We start from the raw sequence: 6,060 nt of genomic DNA, 5'->3' as shown, positions 1-6,060 counted from the left end.
CGACCGGCTGCGCGCGACGGCGCACGCGCTGCGCGGTGCGCCGCGCGCGGAGGTCGCCGCTGCGCTCGTCGATCTGCAGGTCGGCGTGGTGCACGCGGACGCGGCGCTGTGGAGTGCGCTATTCGCGCTGGAGCGGCAGGTGTCGCCGCTCGCCGCGTATCGGCGGCATTACGACGGGTACGTCGAATTGTGGCGCGACGCGCTGGCGCACGCGGCCGATCCGCCGCCCGCCGAACGGCTCGGCGAAGTCGCGCGGCTCGCGCATTCGCTCTGCTACGGCTGGGTATCGCAGTCGCTGCTGACGCGCGGGCCCGCACCCGGCGCCGCGGCGCTGTGCGACGAACTGCACGCCGCGCTGCAGGCTTACCTGGCAGGCGTGCCGGGGGCTTCGGGCGGCCGGCTTCGCTGACGCACGCACGTCGGTTCGCTTCGGTCCGGCGCGCCCGTATCGCGCAGGCGGCCTCGCCGCCGTCCCGGTCACGTCCATCTGCAACACGAAATGCGTTGGTTGCATGACAGGCATCGCCAATCCTCGCAAGAATCCGTTTGGTGCGAAGCCGGGCATGATATGAATGCATGGCTGCCATGACTATCTTTCGATTGCCGCGCGATATTGGCTGCGGCTAAATCGGTTGAACGAGCCGGGCGCGCTCACTGCGTCCGCCAGCGTTACAACCAGGAGGAGTCATGCGAAGCGCCACCGCGCCCCGTTCGAAGCTGCCGGACGTCGGGACCACGATCTTCACCGTAATCGGCCAGCTCGCCGCGCAGCATGATGCGCTGAACCTGTCGCAGGGCGCGCCGAATTTCGCACCGGATCCCGTGCTCGTCGAAGGCGTCGCGCGCGCGATGCGCGACGGGCACAACCAGTACGCGCCGATGGCCGGCGTCGCGCAACTGCGCGACCGGCTCGCCGAGAAAACCGAGGCGCTGTACGGCACGCGCTACGACCCGGCCACCGAGATCACCGTGATCGCGAGCGCGAGCGAGGGCCTCTATGCGGCGATCAGCGCGCTCGTGCATCCGGGCGACGAAGTGATCTACTTCGAGCCGTCGTTCGACAGCTATGCGCCGATCGTGCGGATGCAGGGCGCGACGCCCGTCGCGATCAAGCTGTCGCCCGGGCATTTCCGCGTCGACTGGGACGAGGTCGCCGCGGCGATCACGCCGCGCACGCGGATGATCATTGTCAACACGCCGCATAACCCGACCGCGACCGTGTTCTCCGCCGACGATCTCGCGCGCCTCGCGCAGCTCACGCGCGGCACCGACATCGTGATCCTGTCCGACGAGGTCTACGAGCACGTCGTGTTCGACGGCGCGCTGCACCAGAGCATGGCGCGCAGCCGCGAACTCGCGGAGCGCAGCGTGATCGTGTCGTCGTTCGGCAAGTCGTTCCACGTGACCGGCTGGCGCGTCGGCTACTGTCTCGCACCGGCGGAGCTGATGGACGAGATCCGCAAGGTGCACCAGTTCATGGTGTTTTCGGCCGACACGCCGATGCAGATCGCGTTCGCCGACATCCTCGCGCAACCGGACAGCTACCTCGGCCTGTCGGCCTTCTATCAGGCAAAGCGCGACCTGCTCGCGCGCGAGCTTGCCGATTCGCGTTTCGAGTTGCTGCCGAGCGAAGGCTCGTTCTTCATGCTCGCGCGGTTCCGGCATTTCTCCGACGAGCGCGACAGCGATTTCGTGCTGCGGCTGATCCGCGACGCGCGCGTCGCGACGATTCCGCTGTCGGCGTTCTACACCGACGGCACCGATGCCGGCGTGATCCGGCTCAGCTTCTCGAAGGACGATGCGACGCTGATCGAAGGCGCGCGCCGCTTGCGTACGGTTTGACCGTGATGCCGGCGGCCGCCGGCGCGCGAACACCCACGATTCACACTTTGGATGGGACCGGAGCACGCGCAGAAGCGCCGATGCCGGCCGAAAGGAGATCATGATGAAACACCTGAAACTCTGGCTCGCCCTCGCGTGCGCATTCGGTTCCGGCGCGGCGCTCGCCGACGCACAGCAGACGCTGCGCTTCGGCCTCGAGGCCCAATATCCGCCGTTCGAATCGAAGGCGCCGAACGGCGACCTGCAGGGCTTCGACATCGACGTCGGCAACGCGGTCTGCCAGACCGCGAAGCTGTCGTGCAAGTGGGTCGAGACGTCGTTCGACGGGCTGATCCCCGCGCTGCAGGGCCGCAAGTTCGACGCGATCAACTCGGCGATGAACGCGACCGAACAGCGCCGCCAGGCGATCGATTTCACGACGATCATCTATCGCGTGCCGACGCAGCTGATCGCGCGCAATGGCAGCGGCCTGCTGCCGACGCCGGAATCGCTGAAGGGCAAGCGGGTTGGCGTGCTGCAGGCGTCGATCCAGGAAACCTATGCGAAGGCGCACTGGGAGCCGGCCGGCGTCGCGGTCGTCGCGTACCAGGACCAGAACCAGGCGTATGCGGATCTCGTGTCGGGCCGCCTCGACGCGACGCTGGTGCTCGCGCCGTCCGGCCAGCGCGGCTTCCTGTCGCGTCCGGACGGCAAAGATTTCGCGTTCGTCGGCCAGCCGGTGCACGACGACCGGATCCTCGGCAACGGCATCGCGTTCGGCCTGCGCAAGGGCGACGACGCGCTGAAGGCGAAGCTGAATGCGGCGATCGACAGGCTGAAGGCCGACGGCACGGTCAAGACGCTGGGCCGGAAGTACTTCGGCGATATCGACATTTCGACCAAGTAAGGATGGCGAAGCGATGCCCAGCAGCGATCAGCCGGCCGTGACCGGCAGCGGTGCGGCGCAGCATGGCGACGCGCTCGTCGCCGCGCTCACCGCGGAACTCGGCGCAGGATGCGTGACGCCGTCGGCCGACATCGAGCCGCGCTTCTTCACCGCGTACAACGAGCCGCCTGGCGTGCGGCCACGCGCGCTGCTGCGTCCGCGCAGCGTCGACGACGTGTCCCGCGCGCTCGCGCTGTGCACGCGGCTCGGGCAGCCGGTCGTGCCGCAGGGCGGGCTGACGGGGCTCGCGCGCGGTGCGGTTGCGCTCGGCGGCGAAGTGGTGCTGTCGATGGAGCGGTTCGCGGGCGTCGAGTCGCTCGACGCCGCGGCGGGCACGATCACGGTGCGCGCCGGCACGCTGCTGCAGACCGTGCAGGAGGCGGCTGAAGCGGCAGGCTTCACGTTCGGCGTCGACCTCGGCGCGCGCGGGTCGTGCCAGATCGGTGGCGCGCTCGCGACCAACGCGGGCGGCACGCGCGCGATCCGCTACGGGATGATGCGCGAGCAGGTGCTCGGGCTCGAGGCGGTGCTCGCGGACGGCACCGTCGTGTCGTCGATGAACCGGATGCTGAAGAACAACGCGGGCTACGACCTGAAGCAGCTGTTCATCGGCAGCGAAGGCACGCTCGGCGTCATCACGCGCGCGGTGTTGCGGCTGCATCCGCGGCTGGCCGCGCCCGCGACCGCGCTATGCCGGGTGGCCGGCTACGACGCGGTCGTCGGGCTGTGGAACCGCGTGCGCGCGCTGCCCGAGGTGGTCAGTTTCGAGGCGATGTGGCCGGCGTTCTACCGGTACGTTGCCGGGCACACGCCCGAGGTCGTCGCGCCGTTTGCGGCCGACGACGGGTTCGCGGTGCTGATCGAATGCGCGACGAGCGCGCCGGGCGGCGATGCGCGGCACGCGCTCGAGACCTGCCTCGCCGACTGCTTCGATGCGGGGCTCGTCGACGACGCGGCGCTCGCGACGTCGGAGCGGCAGGCGCGCGACATGTGGACACTGCGCGAAGGCCTCGCGATCGACGCGCTGCCGAATCTCGTCAACTTCGACGTGAGCCTGCCGACCGGCGAGCTCGGCACGTTCGCCGAGCGCTGCGAGGCGGCGCTGCGTGTGCGCTGGCCGGCGGCTGTGTGCCTGTTCTTCGGGCACGTCGGCGACGGCAACGTGCATATCGGCGTGTCGCTCGCGGAGCACGACGCCGCGACCGGCGACGAACTGGATCGGACTATCTATGCGGTCGTGCAGGCGATGGGCGGCTCGATTTCCGCGGAACACGGGATCGGCGTGCTGAAGCGTCCGTATCTCGGCTACACGCGCAGCGATGCGGAAATCGGCCTGATGCGCGGGCTGAAGGACGCACTCGATCCGCGTCACATCCTGAATCCCGGCAAGGTGCTTTGATGTGCGGCGCGAGGCTGGCCTGCCGCCGGCCCGGGGTCGATCAGCCGTCGACCCAGCTCAGCGCGCCGATCTTCAGATGCTCGACCACGCTGCGGACCCAACCGAGCTCGGCGTCGAGCAGCACGAGCGCATGCTCGTTCTGCAGCAGGAACAGGCGCGACACCTGATTGGCCTGCGCGGTGTTGCGCAGCGTTTCGAGACGCTCGCGCTCGGCCTCGAGCGCGGCGATGCGGCGCTCGAGCTGATGGCGGGCGTCTTCGGCATCGAGCAGCGGCAGGAACGCGAGCCCGGCGTCGAACGCCGGGAATTCACGGGCAGGCTCGGCGAGCAGCGCGTGCAGCCATGCGCCCCCGGCGGCGCGCCCCGCGTCCGTGAGCGCGTAAAGGGTGCGCTCCGGAAACGCGCCGTCGCGCTCGGTGTCGTGCACCGCGATTAGGCCGTCGCGCAGCAGCCGGTCGATCGTCTGATACAGGCTCGTGCGCTGCCGGACGTTGACGACTTCGTCGTGGCCGCGCGACTTCAGTTGCTGCAGCATCCCGTACGGATGCATCGGGGCTTCGGTGAGCGTCGCGAGGATCGCGAGCGCCAATGGAGATGGACGGATCATGGAAACAAATAGTCAAAACATATCTAGTTAATTAATGACTAGTTTATGTGTGACTATCATATTCGGCAAGGCTTTCAGCCGAGATGCGAACGTTTCGCGGACGACGCGACCGTCTCCATCGTCGCGAGACCATGCACGATCCCGCAGTCCTCGACCGAGTGCTCGCCCACGCATTGGCGGCGCAATTCGGTCAGCTGGTCACGCAGATGCGTGAGTTCCGCGAGGCGCGCGTCGACGTGCCCGATGTGCTCGTCGAGCAGCGCATTGATCGAATCGCAGCGGTCGCCGCGTGTATCGGTGAGGCTCAGCAATGCGCGGATTTCGTCGTGCGCCATATCGAGCGCGCGGCAGTTGCGGATGAAGCGCAAGCGCTCGACGTGGGTTTCCGTGTAGTTCCGGTAGTTCGCGTCGGTGCGCTCCGCGTCGGGCATCAGACCCTCCTTCTCGTAGAAGCGGATCGTTTCGGGCGTGCAGCGCGCCGCCTTGGCCAGTTCGCCGATCTTCATACCTTTCTCCCGATCAAGGGTTGACCCTGTAGTGGCTTCAGGGTGTTAACTCTACACCGTCAAGCTATTGAGGAGGTTGTGATGACCGACGCCCAGCGTACCCACGACGAACGACACCGCACGGCCGGCGCCGCCGACGCGTGCTGCGCCGACGCGCACGATGCACTCGCGGTGGGTGTCGCCGACGCGGTGCCGGATGCCGGCAGGACCGCACGTGGCGGGAAAGCCGCCGCGCAAGCGACGAAACCGCATGCATGCGGGCATGACCACGATCATGACCATGCACATGACCGTGAAGACGGGCACGCGCACGGCGACGGTGCTGCGCACGGCCATGATCACGGTCACGAACAGGGACAAGCATGCAGCCACGGTGGCGCGCATGATCACGGCCACGACCATGACCACGGTCATGCTCACGACCACGACCACGACCACGACCACGACCACGACCACGCGGCCGGCGCGTGCTGCGCGCCCGCCGCGCTGACGCTCGAGCCGCTGCCCGCGTCGCAGGCCACCGCGTCCGGCAACGTGCGCTCGGCGTTCCGGATCATGCAGATGGACTGCCCGACCGAGGAGACGCTGATCCGCAAGAAGCTCGGCGGGATGCGCGCGGTCACGTCTCTCTAGTTCAACCTCCTGCATCTCATTCTTCCCGTCTACCCCCCTCCTTTCTCCCCGTCGTCTATCCCCCTCCCTCTCCTCGCTCTCTCCCTCCCCCCCCCTCCTCTCTGTCCCTCTCCCCTCTTTCCTCCCCTCCCTCCTTTTTCTCTCTTTT

The 6,060-nt window shown here is 68.0% G+C and carries 6 protein-coding genes and 1 pseudogene; 5 read left to right on the top strand and 2 right to left on the bottom strand.

Features of this window, described 5'->3' with window-relative positions; translation table 11 throughout:
* The 4 genes and pseudogenes from G3N94_RS39165 to G3N94_RS39150 form a co-directional block, all read left to right on the top strand.
* Nucleotides 1-409, top strand: a pseudogene (locus tag G3N94_RS39165) (TetR/AcrR family transcriptional regulator); the annotation flags it as partial.
* A 278-nt stretch (nt 410-687) separates the two neighbouring features.
* Nucleotides 688-1,842, top strand: coding sequence for a pyridoxal phosphate-dependent aminotransferase (locus tag G3N94_RS39160; protein WP_205799563.1), 1,155 nt, complete (start codon nt 688-690; stop codon nt 1,840-1,842).
* Between the two features lie 103 nt (nt 1,843-1,945).
* Nucleotides 1,946-2,728 carry an ABC transporter substrate-binding protein gene (locus G3N94_RS39155; protein ID WP_205799562.1) on the top strand — a complete coding sequence of 261 codons (783 nt, stop codon included), beginning with the start codon at nt 1,946-1,948 and terminating at the stop codon, nt 2,726-2,728.
* Nucleotides 2,729-2,741: 13 nt separating this feature from the next.
* A complete protein-coding gene (locus G3N94_RS39150) occupies nt 2,742-4,166 on the top strand; it encodes an FAD-binding oxidoreductase (protein ID WP_205799561.1) in 1,425 nt (474 codons plus the stop codon).
* A gap of 40 nt (nt 4,167-4,206) precedes the next feature.
* Here G3N94_RS39150 and G3N94_RS39145 read toward each other — a convergent pair whose 3' ends face one another.
* On the bottom strand, nt 4,207-4,773 hold the full coding sequence (locus G3N94_RS39145; RefSeq protein ID WP_205799560.1) for a PadR family transcriptional regulator: 567 nt from the start codon (nt 4,771-4,773) through the stop codon (nt 4,207-4,209).
* A gap of 74 nt (nt 4,774-4,847) precedes the next feature.
* A complete protein-coding gene (cadR, locus tag G3N94_RS39140) occupies nt 4,848-5,279 on the bottom strand; it encodes a Cd(II)/Pb(II)-responsive transcriptional regulator (RefSeq protein WP_205799559.1) in 432 nt (143 codons plus the stop codon).
* An 81-nt stretch (nt 5,280-5,360) separates the two neighbouring features.
* Here cadR and G3N94_RS39135 point away from each other — a divergent pair, with 81 nt between their 5' ends.
* Nucleotides 5,361-5,912, top strand: a complete 552-nt coding sequence (locus G3N94_RS39135) for a hypothetical protein (RefSeq protein ID WP_277398607.1) — start codon at nt 5,361-5,363, stop codon at nt 5,910-5,912.
* Nucleotides 5,913-6,060: the final 148 nt, after the last annotated feature.

Origin of the sequence: Burkholderia sp. Ac-20353 (assembly GCF_017104785.1) — a bacterium.
Lineage (GTDB): Bacteria > Pseudomonadota > Gammaproteobacteria > Burkholderiales > Burkholderiaceae > Burkholderia.
Note: the sequence above shows the minus strand (reverse complement) of the source record. Positions and strands in the feature narration are given on the sequence as shown.